General features: G+C 66.3%; 13 protein-coding genes, 1 tRNA gene and 2 pseudogenes. 7 read left to right on the plus strand and 9 right to left on the minus strand.

Annotated elements, in window-relative coordinates; all coding sequences use genetic code 11:
- A pseudogene (locus tag VGN82_RS02000) lies at nt 1–148 on the plus strand (mandelate racemase/muconate lactonizing enzyme family protein); the annotation flags it as partial.
- Nucleotides 149–155: 7 nt separating this feature from the next.
- Entirely contained in the window at nt 156–923 is a 768-nt protein-coding gene (locus VGN82_RS02005) for an SDR family oxidoreductase (RefSeq protein WP_327525314.1), read from the plus strand.
- 24 nt (nt 924–947) lie between these two features.
- On the opposite strand, the gene VGN82_RS02010 is transcribed toward VGN82_RS02005, so the two are convergent.
- The gene (locus tag VGN82_RS02010; protein WP_327525315.1) at nt 948–1,394 is read right to left on the minus strand and encodes a methyl-accepting chemotaxis protein; all 447 of its coding nucleotides are present in this window, start codon (nt 1,392–1,394) and stop codon (nt 948–950) included.
- Between the two features lie 202 nt (nt 1,395–1,596).
- On the opposite strand from VGN82_RS02010, the pseudogene VGN82_RS02015 reads away from it, so the two are divergent.
- A pseudogene (locus tag VGN82_RS02015) lies at nt 1,597–2,496 on the plus strand (HNH endonuclease).
- A gap of 170 nt (nt 2,497–2,666) precedes the next feature.
- On the opposite strand, the gene VGN82_RS02020 reads toward VGN82_RS02015, so the two are convergent.
- Nucleotides 2,667–2,741: transfer RNA gene (locus VGN82_RS02020), tRNA-Gly, on the minus strand.
- 236 nt (nt 2,742–2,977) lie between these two features.
- Here VGN82_RS02020 and VGN82_RS02025 point away from each other — a divergent pair.
- The 4 genes from VGN82_RS02025 to VGN82_RS02040 all read left to right on the plus strand — a co-directional run bounded on the left by VGN82_RS02025 (nt 2,978) and on the right by VGN82_RS02040 (nt 6,580).
- The gene (locus VGN82_RS02025; RefSeq protein WP_327525316.1) at nt 2,978–3,520 is read left to right on the plus strand and encodes a prolyl-tRNA synthetase associated domain-containing protein; all 543 of its coding nucleotides are present in this window, start codon (nt 2,978–2,980) and stop codon (nt 3,518–3,520) included.
- A 77-nt stretch (nt 3,521–3,597) separates the two neighbouring features.
- Nucleotides 3,598–4,497 carry a thioredoxin gene (trxA, locus tag VGN82_RS02030; RefSeq protein ID WP_327525317.1) on the plus strand — a complete coding sequence of 300 codons (900 nt, stop codon included), beginning with the start codon at nt 3,598–3,600 and terminating at the stop codon, nt 4,495–4,497.
- Nucleotides 4,498–4,514: 17 nt separating this feature from the next.
- The gene (locus VGN82_RS02035; RefSeq protein ID WP_327525318.1) at nt 4,515–5,186 is read left to right on the plus strand and encodes an LON peptidase substrate-binding domain-containing protein; all 672 of its coding nucleotides are present in this window, start codon (nt 4,515–4,517) and stop codon (nt 5,184–5,186) included.
- Nucleotides 5,183–6,580, plus strand: a complete 1,398-nt coding sequence (locus VGN82_RS02040) for an MFS transporter (protein ID WP_327525319.1) — start codon at nt 5,183–5,185, stop codon at nt 6,578–6,580. Before VGN82_RS02035 ends, VGN82_RS02040 begins: the two co-directional genes overlap by 4 nt.
- A 19-nt stretch (nt 6,581–6,599) precedes the next feature.
- Here the strand turns inward: VGN82_RS02040 and VGN82_RS02045 are convergent, their stop codons facing one another.
- The 7 genes from VGN82_RS02045 to VGN82_RS02075 form a co-directional block, all read right to left on the minus strand.
- On the minus strand, nt 6,600–8,036 hold the full coding sequence (locus tag VGN82_RS02045) for a homospermidine synthase (RefSeq protein WP_327525320.1): 1,437 nt from the start codon (nt 8,034–8,036) through the stop codon (nt 6,600–6,602).
- Nucleotides 8,037–8,155: 119 nt separating this feature from the next.
- A complete protein-coding gene (locus VGN82_RS02050) occupies nt 8,156–8,983 on the minus strand; it encodes a phosphodiesterase (protein ID WP_327525321.1) in 828 nt (275 codons plus the stop codon).
- A gap of 201 nt (nt 8,984–9,184) precedes the next feature.
- Entirely contained in the window at nt 9,185–10,516 is a 1,332-nt protein-coding gene (locus VGN82_RS02055; RefSeq protein ID WP_327525322.1) for an ABC transporter substrate-binding protein, read from the minus strand.
- Between the two features lie 11 nt (nt 10,517–10,527).
- Nucleotides 10,528–11,391 (minus strand): carbohydrate ABC transporter permease, encoded by an 864-nt coding sequence (locus tag VGN82_RS02060; protein WP_327525323.1) that lies wholly within the window; start codon nt 11,389–11,391, stop codon nt 10,528–10,530.
- Nucleotides 11,388–12,233: a carbohydrate ABC transporter permease gene (locus tag VGN82_RS02065; protein ID WP_327525374.1), complete on the minus strand. Its 846-nt coding sequence runs from the start codon at nt 12,231–12,233 to the stop codon at nt 11,388–11,390. The genes VGN82_RS02060 and VGN82_RS02065 overlap by 4 nt, the downstream gene beginning before the upstream one ends.
- 200 nt (nt 12,234–12,433) lie before the next feature.
- Nucleotides 12,434–12,970, minus strand: a complete 537-nt coding sequence (locus VGN82_RS02070; RefSeq protein WP_327525324.1) for a GNAT family N-acetyltransferase — start codon at nt 12,968–12,970, stop codon at nt 12,434–12,436.
- A gap of 239 nt (nt 12,971–13,209) precedes the next feature.
- Nucleotides 13,210–14,355 carry a type III PLP-dependent enzyme gene (locus VGN82_RS02075; protein WP_327525325.1) on the minus strand — a complete coding sequence of 382 codons (1,146 nt, stop codon included), beginning with the start codon at nt 14,353–14,355 and terminating at the stop codon, nt 13,210–13,212.
- Nucleotides 14,356–14,686 lie beyond the last annotated feature (331 nt).

Here is a 14,686-nt window from a genome sequence, read left to right on the forward strand (position 1 = left end):
CACCGGCTGGTACAAGGAACTGGTCACGACGATGCCGGTGTTCGAGAATGGCTATGTCCTGCCGATGGAAGGGCCGGGCCTCGGCGTCGAACTGCTGCCGGCCGTGTTCGAGCGGTCCGACCTGACCGTCCGCCGCTCCAGCCTGTGAGGCTCAGATGACCAACCCTCTCTTCGATCTTTCGGGCAGGACCGCACTCGTTACCGGCTCGTCGCGCGGCCTTGGCCGGGCCATGGCGGAAGGGCTCGCCGTTGCAGGTGCCCGCATCCTGATCAACGGCACCGATCCGGTGCGCGTCGCCGAGACGGTCTCGCAGTTCCACGAGGCCGGCCATGCGGCCGAGCCGGCGGCCTTCGACGTGACCTCGGAGGCGGACATCGTCAGGGCCTTCGAGGCTTTCGATGCCGCCGGCATCGCCGTCGACATCTTGGTCAACAATGCCGGCATCCAGTTCCGTAAGCCGATGGTCGAGCTTGCGACCGCCGACTGGCAGCGCGTCATCGATACCAACCTGACCTCCGCCTTCATGATCGGGCGCGAGGCGGCCAAGCGCATGATCGCGCGCGGCTACGGCAAGGTGATCAATATCGGTTCGCTCACCAGCGAACTGGCCCGCGCTACAGTGGCGCCCTACACGGTCGCCAAGGGCGGCATCAAGATGCTGACTCGGGCCATGGCGGCGGAATGGGCCGAAGCCGGCATCCAGGCCAATGCGATCGGCCCGGGCTACATGATCACCGACATGAACCAGGCGCTGATCGAGAATCCGACCTTCGACGCCTGGGTGAAGGGACGTACGCCGGCCCGGCGCTGGGGCAAGCCGGCGGAGCTGGTCGGCGCGGCGGTGTTCCTCGCTTCGCCCGCCTCCGACTACGTCAACGGCCAGATCATCTATGTCGATGGCGGAATGTCGTCCGTCCTCTGATTCCCGCGCGAGGCGAGGCGGCGTTCAGTTGCGCCCGCCCGCCTTCGCCAGGCCCCAGCTCGGGGACATTCCCGTGCGCGCCGGCTCACCGGGCGCACAGACGGCGTCGTCGACCTTGAAGGCGGCGATCAGACGATCGAGCGTCGCGACCTGACCGGACAGAGAGACGGCCGACGCCGCGCCTTCCTCGGCCAGGGCTGAGTTCTTCTGCGTCACGGCATCCATCAAGGCCAAGGTCTGGCTCATCTCGTCGATGCCATTCGCCTGCTCCGACGAGCCGGACGAAATTCCGGAAATGGAGCACGCCACCTGCTGCGTCGCGGCGACGATGCGCTCCAGCGCGGCGCCGGCCGAGCGGACCAGCGTGACCCCGCGCGAGACTTCGTCTTTCGAAGCGTTGATCAGCGCATCGATGCCCTTCGACGCCTCGCTCGAGCGTTGTGCCAGGGTGCGGACCTCAGACGCCACCACCGCAAACCCCCTGGCACGTCAGAAATGGTGTGTATAACCGAAGCTTTCGAACAAGGAGCATGGCGAGCCGCCATGCAGCCTGGAGAGTTGACGTGTCCGCTTCCCGATAGGCAGCCAATATACGCAATTTGCGCGTTGCCGAAGGATTGACCCGGGCAAACAGCCTTGCTCAGTTTCGTTGGTTAGCGCGGATCGGACGGGCATGGGCTTCGGCGTCTTCATTCATCGTCAGGATTCGATCTACGACGACAGCCCGGCCGAACGGTATCAGTTCCCGCGCCAATATCTTGGCCGCGTGCAAGCCTGTGTCGGCGATTGGATCATCTACTATGAGCCACGTAAGGTTGCCGGGACACGCGGCTACTTCGCGGTGGCCAAGGTCCAGCAGGTCATTCCCGATCCGGCTGCTCCGGACATGTTCATCGCCGTCATCGAACCGGGCAGCTATCTCGATTTCGCCAACCCGGTTCCTTTCACCGACGCCCAGGGTATCATCGAGCGCGGCGTCCTGAACGAGGAGGGGCGCATCTCCGGTCGTGCCTAGGCGGCAGTGCGCCCGCTCTCGCCAGCGGACTTCGATCGAAACACCGACCTCGGCCTGGAAGATTCGGCACCGCTGCTGCCACGCAGAGATGAGGAGGCGGCATCGAACAGCTTCGCCGAGCAGCAGGCTCCGTTCGTATTCGAGCAGGCGCGCGAGCGGGCAACGTTCCTTGCCTCGCGGATCATCCGCGATCGCGTCTTTCGGAGCGTCGTCCTGCGTGCCTATGACGAACGCTGCGCAATCACAGGGCTTAAACTGATCAATGGCGGGGGCCGAGCGGAGGTCGCCGCTGCTCACATTCGCCCCGTCGAGGCGAGGGGGCCGGACATCGTCAACAACGGCATCGCTCTGTCGGGCACGGCTCACTGGATGTTCGATCGTGGTTTGATCAGTCTGTCGGATGACCTCGACATTCTGATCTCGCGGCAGGCGAACGACGCGGATGGGATACGCAGTTTCATCAACAAGACAGGTCGAGCGCTACCGCCGCTGCGAGCCCACGACCGTCCGCATCCACATTTCCTGCAGTGGCACCGAGACAATTGCTTCAAACAGTAGGGGTTAGCGATCGCGCGTCGAGAGAGCGTGCGGCGCCGAAGCGTACTTGCAACCCGCATGTAACCACTCGTCTTCGGAGCCCCCGTACCGGGCCTCGAAATCCAAACCTGAAAACGCAAAAAGCGCCGGTAAACCCAGCGCTTGCGGCAGTCTGATATGCTATGATGTCCTGGAGCGGGAGAAGGGATTCGAACCCTCGACCCCAACCTTGGCAAGGTTGTGCTCTACCCCTGAGCTACTCCCGCATCAGGACATGGCCGCGTCGTGTCCGCCGCGGTGGCCGGGTTATTGCCCCAAAGCGGCGCGCGTTGCAAGCGCCTTGTTGTGGAAATTTCATCCTTTGCGAAATCGGACCCCATCCCCGCGTTCAAGAGCCTCTCGATCGGCCAAAACGGTGCTTGTGGCCGGGTTTCCGGAGCGTTAGGCAACGCGGGCCAGCCCTTCGAGGCCGTAACTCCAGCGCGAATCCGACGTCAGCCCGATGCTCCAGACCGCACCGACCGCCGCCCATCTGACCCCCGACGAGCTGTGCGCGCATCTCGAAGTGCGCGGAATTGCGTTCGAGCGCGTCGATCACGAGGCGGTCTTCACGGTGGCCGAATCGCAGGCGCTGCGCGGCACGTTGCCGGGGCTGCATTCCAAGAACCTGTTCGTGAAGGACAAGAAGGGCCGGCTCTTCCTGATCTCGGCGCGGGAGAATGCTCGCATCGACCTGAAGCGCCTGCACGAGACGCTTGGCGCCAGCGGGCGGCTCTCCTTCTGCTCGGCCGAGACGCTGATGGAGAAGCTCGGTGTCACGCCGGGCTCGGTGACCGCCTTCGCCGTGGTCAACGACCGCGCCGGCGCCGTGACCATGGTGCTCGACCGCAATCTCACCACCGGCGCCGACATGAACTTCCACCCGCTGATCAATACGGCGACGCTGCGGATCGGGCGCGACGATATGCTGACCTTCCTGCGGGATACGGGCCATGAGCCGATGATCGTCGATTTGCCCGTCCCCGATGATGGACAGAACGGCTGATCCTCCCCATCTATGCTCCGGGCGCGGCGGCGGCCGGACCGACCATTCTCTGATGTAAGCGCGACGAAGGACGACCGATGCTGGTCAATGGCGAGGCGGCCGAACAACCCGGCCTGATCAAGGACACCACGACCCAGGGCTTCCGGCAGGATGTCGTGGCCGAATCAATGAAGCAGCCCGTGCTGGTCGATTTCTGGGCGCCCTGGTGCGGCCCCTGCAAGCAACTGACCCCGGTCATCGAGAAGGTGGTCAAGGAGGCGCGCGGCAAGGTCCGGCTCGTCAAGATGAACATCGACGATTTCCCGGAGATCCCGGGCCAGCTCGGCATCCAGTCGATTCCCGCCGTGATCGCCTTCAAGCAGGGCCAGCCGGTCGACGGCTTCATGGGCGCGCAGCCCGAGAGCCAGGTCAAGGCCTTCATCGAGAAGCTGGTCGGGCCGATGGGCCCCGGTGCGACGGAGGAGTTGATCACGGCCGCGCAGGCGGCCGCGGAGGCAGGCGACGCAGGGGGAGCGAGCGAGCTCTATGCGCATGTGCTCGAGCTGGAGCCGGAGAACCTGGCGGCGATCGCCGGCCTCGCGCGGCTGCATCTCGATATGGGCGACATCGAGGGCGCGGCCGGCATCCTCGGCATGGTGCCCGAGGCGAAGGCGGCGGATCCGATCGTGGCGGCGGTTCGCGCCGCGATCGAGCTGGCGCAGCAGGCCGCTTCGCTGGGCGACACCGCCGAGCTCGAGGCCAAGGTCGCGGCGAACCCGAAGGACCATCAGGCCCGTTTCGATCTGGCGCTGGCGCTGAACGCGCGCGACCGTCGCGAGGAGGCCGTCGATCATCTGATCGCCATCATCAAGGCCGATCGGAAATGGAACGAGGACGGCGCCCGCAAGCAGTTGCTGCAGTTCTTCGAGGCCTGGGGCCCGATGGACGAGCACAGCACGGCCGGCCGGCGCAAGCTCTCGACACTGTTGTTCTCCTGATCATGGAGCTGCCGCCGATGGGCATGAACGCCGTCTACAAGGGGCCAGAGGATTGCCCGTCGGTGATCCCGGTCTTCCCATTGGGCGGCGCGCTCCTGCTCCCGCGCGGCCAGATGCCGCTCAACATCTTCGAGCCGCGCTACATCGCGATGATCGACGATGCGATTCGGGCGCATCGCACCATCGGGATCATCCAGCCCGAGCCGGAGAACGGGCGCCAGTCGGCGACGCCGCCGCTGCTTCAGGTCGGTTGCCTCGGCCGGATCACGCAATTCGCCGAGACCGGCGACGACCGCTACATCCTGACGCTGACCGGCATCGCCCGCTTCCGCGTCGCGGAGGAGCTTCCGGTCACGACGGCCTACCGGCAATGCCGCGTGGCCTATGACGATTTCATCATCGACTTCACCGCCCGCGCCGGCGAGGAGGAGGTCGACCGCGTCGCGCTGCTCAAGGCGTTGCGCGCCTTCGCCAAGGCGAGCGACCTCAAGATCGACTGGAAGGGCGTCAACGAGGCGCCGAACGAGGCGCTGGTCAACGCGCTCTCGATGATGTGCCCGTTCGGGCCGCGCGAGAAACAGGCCTTGCTGGAGGCGCCGACCCTCAAGGAGCGCGCCGAAGTGCTGGTCGCGATCACCGAGATCGAGCTGGCACGGGGCGGCGGCGACCCCGAGACGACGCTGCAGTGAGTGCCGCGCCGGCGATTTCGGGGGCGCTGCCGGGCGCCTATCCGCCGCGGCGCGCCGTCGCCGCTTGGCTGTTCTTCGATTGGGCGGCGCAACCCTTCTTCACGCTGATCACGACCTTCGTCTTCGCGCCGTTCTTCGCCGCCGGTCTGGCTGCGGATCCGGCGCAGGGGCAGGCGCTTTGGGGCTATGCGACAGGCTTCGCAGGGCTTTGCATCGCCTTGCTCTCGCCCTTGCTCGGCGGCATCGCCGACCGTACGGGGCCGCGCAAGCCGTGGATCGCCGTGTTCGGCGCCTGCCTCGTGCTGGGTTCGGGCGCGCTCTGGTTCGCGGTGCCGGGTTCGCCCTGGGCGGTGCCGATTGCGCTCTCAGGCTTCGTGCTGGCGACGATCGGCGCTGAGTTCGCCACAACCTTCAACAACGCGATGATGACGCGGCTGGTGCCGCCGGAGCGGCTCGGCTGGCTCTCGGGCACGGGCTGGGCAATCGGTTATCTCGGAGGGCTCTTGTCGCTGGCGCTTACGCTCGGCCTGCTGGCAGCGGACCCGGTCACGGGCAAGACGCTGGCGGGGCTGACGCCGATCTTCGGGCTTGATGCCGCGAGCCGCGAGGGCGACCGCTTCTCGGGGCCGCTGACCGCGCTGTGGTTCGTGATCTTCGTCACGCCGATGTTCCTGCTGACGCCGGATTCGAAGCGGACGGGCATGAGGCTCGGCGAAGCGGCGCGCGGCGGTGTTGGCCGGCTGAAGGCGACGCTCGCGGAACTGCCGCGCCTGCCGTCGCTCGGGCGCTTCCTGCTGGCCAACATGATTTATCAGGATGCGCTGGTGGCGCTGTTCGCCTTCGGTGGGATCTACGCTGCCGGCGTGTTCGGCTGGCAGACGATCGAGATCGGCATCTTCGGCATCATGCTCACCGTCACCGGGACACTGGGCGCCTGGCTCGGTGGCAAGGTCGACGACGCGATCGGAGGCAAGGCGGTGGTGCTGGGTGCGATCGCCTGTCTGCTCTTCGCCTGTCTCGGCATCCTGTCGCTGGCGCCGGACCGGATCCTCTTCTTCGTGGAAGCCGTGCCGGCGGCGCCCGGGGACGGGCTGTTCGCCTCGCTGCCGGAAAAGGTCTATCTCGGTCTTGGCTTGTTGATCGGCCTCGTCGCGGGGCCGTTGCAGGCCTCATCGCGCAGCCTGATGGCGCGGCTCGCTCCACCCGAGCGCATCGGCGAGTTCTTCGGGCTGTTTGCGCTGTCGGGGAAGGTGACATCCTTCCTGGGGCCGACGCTGGTGGCGCTGGCGACGACGGCGTTCGCCAGCCAGCGCGCAGGGCTAGCCGTCCTGATCGCGTTCTTCCTGACCGGCGGCGCGTTGCTCGCCGGCGTCAAAGTGAAACGGGCGCCGTAGCGCCCGATCCTTTGCTTCCTCACCGAACCAGGATGTTCCGGAACTGCCAGGGGTCGCTGGTGTCGATGTCCTCCGGGAAGAGCCCCGGACGGCCGTCGAGCGGCGTCCAGTCGGTGTAGTAGCCCTTCACCGGCCCGAGATAGGGCATCTGGATCTCGAGGCAGCGGTCGAGATCCATTTCCTCGACCTCGACGATTCCCGCCTTCGGGTTCTCCAGGGCCCAGACCATGCCGGCGAGCACGGCCGAGGTCACCTGCAGGCCGGTCGCGGTCTGGTAGGGAGCGAGCTTGCGTGCCTCATCGGTCGAGAGCTGCGAGCCGAACCAGTAGGCGCCCTTGTCGTGGCCGTAGAGCAGCACGCCGAGCTCGTCGATGCCGTCGATGACCTCATTCTCCTCGAGAATGTGGTGCTCCTTCTGCGGACGGCCGGCATTGCCGAACATCTCGTGCAGCGAAAGCACGGCATCGTTCGCGGGGTGATAGGCGTAGTGGCAGGTCGGCCGGAAGATCGCCCGCCCCGCTTCGTCACGCACCGTGAAGTAGTCGGCGATCGAGATCGACTCGTTATGCGTCACCAGGAAGCCGTATTGCGGGCCCGGGGTCGGGCACCAGCTGCGCACCTTGGTCTCGGCGCCGGCCTGCATCAGGTAGATTGCCGCCTGCGAGCCGGTCTCGTGGGTGCGGGCATTATCCGGCATCCACTTCTCATGGGTGCCCCAGCCGAGCTCGGCCGGCTGCACGCCCTCGGAGATGAAGCCCTCGACCGACCAGGTGTTGACGAAGACGCCCGGCGGCTTGGGGTTCTTCGAGCGCTGCGTGTCGCGTTCGGCGATATGGATGCCCTTGACGCCGACCTGCTTCATCAGCCCGGCCCATTCCTCGCGGGTCGTGGGCTGCGGCACATTGAGGCGCATGTCGGCGGCGATGTTCAGCAACGCCTTCTTGGCGAGCCAGGAGGCCATGCCCGGGTTGGCGCCACAGCAGGAGACGGCGGTGGTCGAGCCAGGCGCGCGGGCGCGCTTGGCGGCCAGCGTCATCTCGCGCAGCGCGTAGTTCGAGCGCTCGCCCGGGCCCTTGCTCTCGTCGAAATAGAAACCGAGCCAGGGCTCGTTGACCGTGTCGATATAGAGCGCGCCGAGGCTGGAGCAGAATTCCATGATGTCGCGGGAGCCGGTGTCGCAGGACAGGTTCACGCAGAAGCCCTGCCCGCCGCCGGCGGTCAGCAGCGGCTCGAGCATCGTCTTGTAGTTGTCGATGGTGACCGCTTCCTGGATGAAGCGGATGCCGCGCTCGTCGAGGAGGTGGCGGTTCTGATCGTCGGGTGCGATCACGACGAAGCGGCTCTTGTCGAACTTCAGGTGCCGTTCGATCAGCGGCAGCGTACCGCGGCCGATCGAGCCGAAGCCGATCATCACGATCGGGCCGGTGATCTCGCCGTAGACGGGCCAAGTGCTCATTCTCTGGTTGTCTCCTTTTTGGGGGATAGCGCTGTTCAAAACGGGGCCGCGCGGAGCCGCCCTTGGGTCGTATGGGTGAAGTGCCGCCGCGTCAATGACGCGGCGGATTCGCGTTGTGCTCAGTGATCGCCGGGATAGTCGGCATCGAGCACGAAAGGATAGGGCCCCGGGAAGCGCTCGACATAGGCCGTGTGCGTCACGAAGCCCGCCGTCTGGCGGAACGAATGCAACAGATAGGCGGGCGGTTCCATGTGGAAGGTGGCATTGCTGGTCTCCGACAGATCGAGGGTGACCTGATGTGTCACGCTGGGCGCGATCTGGGCGATGGTGCCGCCGAAGCGCGTCACGATCGGCCGGTGGTGATGGCCGCAGAGGATGCGCTCGACATTCGGATGGCGCGCGACGATCGCGGCGAAGTCCGCTGCGCCATCGAGCAACCGGATCGCATCCATATGCGCGATGCCGCAATCGAAGGGCGGGTGATGCATGAAGATCGCGACGGGCTTGCCGTCCGCTTCGGATAGAGCCTTGTCGAGAAAGGCGAGGCGCGTTGCGCAGAGCGCGCCGGCGCTCTTGCCGGGCAGCAGCGTGTCGAGGCCGATCAGTCGCATCGGTCCGAGATCGGAGACGAACTGGACGAAGCCGCCATCCAGGACCTGACGCTGGTCGAGGGTAAGCCCGCCGATCAGCGTTTCGCGGCGGTCATGATTGCCGGGGACCAGCAGCACCGGCATGCCGACGCCGGCGAGCATCGCCTGCAACAGCTCGTATTCTTCGGGCAGCCCGCAATCGGTGAGATCGCCGGTGATCACCAGCAGGTCGGGTCGCGGATTGAGCCTGGCGACGACATCGAGCGCGCGCTCGCTCAGCGCATTGGTTTCGGAGACGCGATAGGCGGGCTTGCCGAGCGGGCGGATATGCAGGTCGGTGATCTGGGCGATGAGCATGGATGGTCTCGAAGGTCGAAAGGATGAGCGCGTTGCCCTCCCCCTTGTGGGGAGGGGCCAGGGGTGGGGGTGGTGCCGCTTGGCGATCGGATCCAGGAAGACCCGCTGCATCTCTGAACAGCGATCTGCCAAAGGGACCGTCTCGCGTTTTGACCCCCACCCCCATCCCCTCCCCACAAGGGGGAGGAGAGAAGCAGAACCTCAGTTCGTCGGCAGCTTCAGCGCGGTCTGCTCGACGTAAGGACGCATGATCTCGTCGGCCTGCTTCTGGGCGGCGGCGAGTGCCTCCTTCGGCTGCTTCTTGCCGGAGAGCACGGCGGCGAGCTCGTCCTCGATCGCCTTGCGGACGGGGACGGTCTTGTAGGTCGCGAACCACGGCTTGGCGAAGGCGAGCTGGCTGACCGCGATGCCAGCGTCGGGGTTCTTCTCGAGGAAGGCCTTCATCTCGGCTGTGTCATAGGCGGCCTTGTTGGGGGCGAAATAGCCGGTGGCGCGGCTCCACCAGCCGGACTTCTCAGGGCTCGTCATCCAGTTGATCAGCGTCCAGGCGGCCTTGCGGCGCTCGCCCTCGACGCCGGTCGGGATCACCAGCGAGGCGCCGCCGATCGGCACCTCGTTCTTCACGTTCTTCGGGACGAAGGCGACCTTGTAGGGGAACTTGGCGTTGTTGCGGATATGGGTCAGCGAGCCCGTGGAGAGCAGCATCATCGAGGCCTGGCCGGAGAGGAAGGCCGACGAGACCGCGCCGCCGGCCTGCACGCCGGCCGGATGGACCTTGTGCTTGCTGACGAGGTCGGACCAGAAGGTCAGGGCGCCGAGCATGGAGGGGGTGTCGTAATAGACCTCGCCGCCGTAATCGACGTTGAACCACTGGCCGCCATTCGAATGAGTGAAGGCCTGCAGGATCCAGCCGCCGTAATCATAGTTCGAGGGCATCATCATGCCCCAGCGGGTGACGCGGTCGCCGTCGCGCCTGGTCAGCTTCTTGGCGGTGGCGACCAACTCCTCCCAATTGGCGGGCAGCTTCTCGGGATCGAGGCCGGCTTCCTTGAGGTGGTCAGTGTTGACGTAGAGCAGCGGCGTCGAGTTGTGGAAGGGCACGCCATAGACCTGCCGGTCGAGCACGGCGTTGCCGTGCAGTGCATCGAAGAACTGGCCCATGAACTGATCGTTCGTCTTGCCGTCGGCCTTGATCAGCGCGTCCATCGGCTGGATCTCGCCCTCGATCTTGAGATCGAGCAGGAAGTTCGCGGACATGATCACCGCCGCCGGCGGCTTGCCGGCCTTCATCGCGGCCCGGGTCTTGATCAGGGTCTCGTCATAGGAGCCGGTATAGACCGGGGTGGCCTTGATCGAGGGGTTCTTCTCGTTGAACTCCTTGAGCAGGGCGGCCATGTCGCGGGCAAGCTGGCCATCGACCGGCACGGGGAAGAACAGCTCGATCTCGGTAGGCACCTGGGCGAATGCGGGGGAGAGCGCGAAGGTCGTGGCCAGCGCGGCGCCGGCGAGGACGGAGCGACGGGTGGTCGTCATGATGGTTTCCCTTACTTGATGCCGGAGGAGACAAAGGAGTTGACGAAGGCACGCTGGAACAGGGCGAAGGCGATCAGCAGCGGCGCGCTGACCAGCAGGGTGCCGGCGGCGATGACGCCCCAGGCCTGCGCGCCCTCGGCACCGCGGGTGAAGGAGGCGAGGCCGACGGTGAGCGGGCGCAGATCGGGCGAATTGATCACCATCAGCGGCCAAAGGAACTCGTTCCAATGGGCGGTGACCGAGACGATCGAGAAGGCGACGAGCGAGGGCTTGGCGAGGGGCAGATAGATGAAGCCGATGCGCTGCCAGACATTGGCGCCGTCGATCAGCGCGGCATCCTCCAGTTCCCGCGGGATCGCCCGGAAGGCCTGGCGCATCAGGAAGGTGCCGAAGGCCGAGGCGAAATAGGGCGCCATCACGCCGAGCAGCGTGTCGTAGAGGCCGAGCTTCGCGATCGTGGTCAGGTTCGGGACGATGAGCACGACCGGCGCCAGCATGAGCTGGAGCAGGAAGAGGTAGAAGCAGAGCGTCCTGCCGGGGAATTCGAGCCGCGCGAAGGCGTAGCCGGCTAATGTGATCGTGACGATCTGCACGGCGAGGATGCCGAGGCTGATGATCGTCGTGTTCAGGCCATAGCGCGGAAAGTCGGCCGAGACCCAGGCCTCGCGGAAGTTCGCCAGCGTCGGGAGGTAGGACGGCACCAGCGAAGCCATGCCGGCGCCGATGCTCTGCGGGTTGAAGGCGGCGACCAGCATCCAGAGGAAGGGCACCATCCAGAGCGCGGCGATGAGCAGCGTGGCGGCATAGCCGAGCTTCGGCGAGATCTCGCCGGTCGCGACGCCGGTGCTGGCCTGGTGGCCTCCCGCCTGGCTCATGCGCCCTTCTCCCCGAAGGAGCGCTCGAGCGTGCGCAGGGAGGAGGCGGTCACAGTGAGCAGCAGGGCCAGCATCACCAGCGTGCCGGCGGCGGCGCGTCCCGCGTCGTAGTTCTCGACCGCCTGCTGGTAGACGTAGAACAGCAGCAGGTTGGTCGAGTCGGACGGGCCGCCCTTGGTCAGGACGAAGACATGGTCGACCTGCGTCACCACATTGAGCAGGCCGATGACCAGGACGAAGCCGATCGTCGGCTTGAGATAGGGCAGGGTGACATAGCGCAGCCGCTGCCAGGGGCCGGCACCGTCGAGGATTGCGGCCTCATAGGCGTCGGCCGGGACAGCCTGCAGCCCTGCCAGGAAGAACAGCATGTAGTAGCCGGCATTCTTCCAGATCGTCAGCGCCATGATCGACCAGAGCGCGATATCGGGATCGCCGAGCCAGTTCGGCCCGGAGATGGCGAGCTTGGCGAGGTGGTAGTCGATCAGCCCGACATTGGGCAGGAACAGGAAGAGGAAGATCGAGGCGGCCGCGACCAGCGGGATGAGCACCGGCAGGAAGAACAGGGCGCGGAACAGAGCGTTGACGCGGCTCGTCCTGGCCAGAGCCATGGCGAAGCCCAGCGCCAGTACGAGGCTCGGGATCACCGTGCCGAAGGCGTAGACCAGATTGTTGGCGAGCGCCTTGCGGAAGGCGGCGTCGGCGAAGAGCTTGATGAAATTGTCGAGCCCGACATAGGCCTGCGGGCCGCCGACGCGGATCTGGCCGTGCAGCGACTGCCAGAGCACCTGCACGACCGGCCAGTAGGTGAAGAGCGCGAGGAAGACGAGCGACGGCGCCAGCATCGCGAAGGCGAGTAGCGTCGCCGGGCGCGGACGCCAGCGCGGCGCGCTCCAGTCATTCGCCCTGCCCGTGGTCAGAACTGCTTGCGCCATGAACCCCTTCCTTGGCGGGGGTCATGGCGCTGCGTGACGACGGAGCGGTTACGGATCGATGACGGATGCGTGACGGATCTCGCGAATCGCGAAACCCGTCACGGTTATCCTCAGGCGGCGCGGCGCGCAGGCTCGGCCAGCGGCGCGGTCTCGTCCACCAGGCCGGTCGCGACAAGGACGCCGGCCGCGCCGGCCAGCGCGCCGTCGCGCAGTTCGAGACCGAGAAAGCGCTCGCGCTCGACCGGGCCGGGCATGGCGAGGTCGCGGGTCAGGTCGCCCGAGAAGCCAAAGCGCTCGTAATAGGCGGCGTCGCCGACGAGCAGCACGGCGCCATGGCCGCGGCAGGCCGCGCGCCAGATCGCCTCACGCATCATTGCGCGGCCGAGGCCCTCGCCCTGGAGTTCCGGCGAGACGGCGAGCGGGCCGAGCAGGAGCGCCGCCTTGCTACCGGCCTGGACATGCCAGAGCCTGATCGTCGCGACGACGACGCCGTCGCGCTCGGCGGTCAGCGCCAGGCCTTCAGCCGGCAAACGACCCTCGCGGAGCCGCTCGCTCGATTTGGCGGTGCGGCGCTCGCCCAGGCAACGGTCGAGCAGCGCCTCGCGGGCGGGAACATCGGCAGCGATCTCGTCGCGAATCGTGATCATGACGCACCTCCGGCCGGAGCGCCTGCAAGCTCGCAGACCTTCCCGGCGCCGCGCGAACGCGGCCACAACATCAGGGGATGAGGGTGGATGAGGGTCCGGCGGGAGCCACGTCCACGGCGCTCCATTCTTGGAGGCACGAACGCTCCGCCCGAAAGCACTGGGCGGCCTGCCGATTATGGCAGGGCGCTTCGCCGGACCCGATTGGTGAGGGGCGCGGGTTTGGATCGCGCCCCGTTTCGTCAGATGACGTACTGCTTCAGCGGCGGGAAGCCATTGAAGGCGACGGCCGAATAGGTCGTCGTATAGGCGCCCGTGCCCTCGATCAGCACCTTGTCGCCGATCTCCAGCGAGAAGGGCAGCATGTACGGCGTCTTCTCGTACATGACGTCGACCGAGTCGCAGGTCGGGCCGGCGAGCACGCACGGGACGGTCGCATCGCCATCGCGCACGGTGCGGATGGGGTAGCGGATCGCCTCGTCCATGGTCTCGGCGAGACCGTTGAACTTGCCGATATCGAGATAGACCCAGCGCACATCGTCGCTCTCGGCCTTCTTCGAGATCAGCACGACCTCGGCCTCGATCAGGCCGGCTTCGCCGACCATGCCGCGGCCCGGCTCGATGATCGTCTCGGGCAGCTGGTTGCCGAAATGCTTCGACAGCGCCCGGAAGATCGCGTCGCCATAGGACGGCACGCCCGGAATCGGCTTCAGGTAGCGCGCCGGGAAGCCGCCGCCGAGGTTGACCATCGACAGCGAGAGACCGCGGGTGGCGCATTCCTTGAAGATCGCCGAGGCCGAGGCCAGGGCGGAATCCCAGGCGTTCACATTCGCCTGCTGCGAGCCGACATGGAACGAGATGCCATAGGCCTGCAGGCCGAGGCGATGGCCATGCTCGAGCACGTCCGCGGCCATTTCGGGCACGCAGCCGAACTTGCGCGAGAGCGGCCAATCAGCACCGGCGCCGTCGCAGAGGATGCGGCAGAAGATGCGCGCATCCTTGGCGCCGGCATTGTCGGCCGAGCGGGCAACCTTCTCGACTTCGGCCGTGCAGTCGACGGCGAAGAGACGCACGCCAAGCTCCATGGCGCGCACGACGTCGCGCTCCTTCTTGATCGTGTTGCCGAAGGAGATGCGGTCGGCCGTGGCGCCGGCAGCGAGTGCGAGCTCGATCTCGACGACCGAGGCGCAATCGAAGCAGGAGCCGAGCTTGGCGAGCAGCGCCAACACTTCCGGAGCAGGGTTCGCCTTCACCGCGTAGAAGACACGAGTGTCCGGCAGCGCCCGGGAGAAGGCACGGTAATTGTCGCGCACGACATCGAGGTCGATGACGACGCAGGGCCCGTCCTCGCGGCGGGAACGAAGGAATTCACGGATGCGCTCGGTCATGAGACGCGACTCCCTTCGGCGCAAGCGGCGCCGATGCGACGTGAAGCCGGGTGCAACGTCAGCAATTCCGGGCGCGATGGAGACGCCTAGAACAGCCGAACGTAACGTCCGGACCCTGGTAACCGTCGCTTGGGGAGACCCCGCACGCCCGGCAATGAAGGACAAGCCTCTTCGGTGCCGGCCTGTGGAAAGCCGGCGAGACCAAAAAAAGCCCGTTCCGTCGTTGCTTTAAGCTGCGTCCCCCGTGGAGATTCGGGGTTCGCCGGTTTCGCCTCCGGCTGCCAGTCGCTGTTCGGTGACAGTTCCCCGGAGAAGGGAACCGGGAGCGTGA

Origin of the sequence: Allobosea sp., from assembly GCF_035999205.1 — a bacterium.
Taxonomy (GTDB): domain Bacteria; phylum Pseudomonadota; class Alphaproteobacteria; order Rhizobiales; family Beijerinckiaceae; genus Allobosea.

Coding starts and splice junctions, on each gene's coding strand:
- VGN82_RS02005 (WP_327525314.1), top strand. CDS start 156: ATGACCAACCCTCTCTTCGATCTTTCGGGCAGGACCGCACTCGTTACC.
- VGN82_RS02025 (WP_327525316.1), top strand. CDS start 2,978: ATGCTCCAGACCGCACCGACCGCCGCCCATCTGACCCCCGACGAGCTG.
- trxA (WP_327525317.1), top strand. CDS start 3,598: ATGCTGGTCAATGGCGAGGCGGCCGAACAACCCGGCCTGATCAAGGAC.
- VGN82_RS02035 (WP_327525318.1), top strand. CDS start 4,515: ATGGGCATGAACGCCGTCTACAAGGGGCCAGAGGATTGCCCGTCGGTG.
- VGN82_RS02045 (WP_327525320.1), bottom strand. CDS start 8,036: ATGAGCACTTGGCCCGTCTACGGCGAGATCACCGGCCCGATCGTGATG.
- VGN82_RS02050 (WP_327525321.1), bottom strand. CDS start 8,983: ATGCTCATCGCCCAGATCACCGACCTGCATATCCGCCCGCTCGGCAAG.
- VGN82_RS02055 (WP_327525322.1), bottom strand. CDS start 10,516: ATGACGACCACCCGTCGCTCCGTCCTCGCCGGCGCCGCGCTGGCCACG.
- VGN82_RS02060 (WP_327525323.1), bottom strand. CDS start 11,391: ATGAGCCAGGCGGGAGGCCACCAGGCCAGCACCGGCGTCGCGACCGGC.
- VGN82_RS02065 (WP_327525374.1), bottom strand. CDS start 12,233: ATGCTGGCGCCGTCGCTCGTCTTCCTCGCGCTCTTCACCTACTGGCCG.
- VGN82_RS02070 (WP_327525324.1), bottom strand. CDS start 12,970: ATGATCACGATTCGCGACGAGATCGCTGCCGATGTTCCCGCCCGCGAG.
- VGN82_RS02075 (WP_327525325.1), bottom strand. CDS start 14,355: ATGACCGAGCGCATCCGTGAATTCCTTCGTTCCCGCCGCGAGGACGGG.